This is a genomic window from Thalassospira profundimaris (assembly GCF_003326755.1).
Taxonomy (GTDB): domain Bacteria; phylum Pseudomonadota; class Alphaproteobacteria; order Rhodospirillales; family Thalassospiraceae; genus Thalassospira; species Thalassospira profundimaris_B.
Genome location: NZ_JPWH01000082.1, coordinates 1 through 623 on the forward strand (window position 1 = coordinate 1; position 623 = coordinate 623).

The 623-nt window shown below is 61.0% G+C and carries 1 pseudogene; it reads right to left on the reverse strand.

What is annotated here, in order from left to right:
• A pseudogene (locus TH25_RS25210) lies at positions 1 to 623 on the reverse strand (hypothetical protein); the annotation flags it as partial.

Consider the following 623-nt stretch of genomic DNA (forward strand, 5'->3'; position numbering starts at 1 on the left):
GTCCCCTCGCTGGTTCCTGTCAGCGTCACCGACGCCCCATTCGTCACCGTCGGTGCATCATTTGAAGGAGTTACCGTAATGGAAGCCGTGTCTGTTGCGGTGGAAAAGGCCGTCGCATTGCCGGTGCTTGCCACCGAGACCTTGTCGCCCGCGCTATCGCTGCCAGTCTGATCCCAGGCGTGATAGCTGATCGAGGCCGTGGTGGCATTGTCACCATTGGGCACAAAACGCACCTTGTCCGTTGCCCGCAACAGCAATGCCTGGCTTTGCGAGACATCGCCCACATCCGTCCAGTCCGTGCCGCCATTCAGCGAATATTGCCATTTGCCATTGCCACTGGTCAGACCATACAGCGCGATCCCTTCCAGGGCACCTGTATCGGCATCCGCCACCGACGTGCCAAGAATGTCGGCCACCGTCTGGCCGCCATTCGTTGTGGCGTCCTCGCCAATGCTCGTCAGGGTGGGAGAATCTGCCGTCAGAACCGGCGCATCATTAACATCGCTGACTTCAAGGCTGGCCGAGGCGGTACCGGTCGAAAAAGCCGACGTACCGCCCGTTGTCGATGTATCTGCCGTATTCGCCCCGCCCGTGGTCGAGGCGGTGCCGGCCGTCGTATCCCA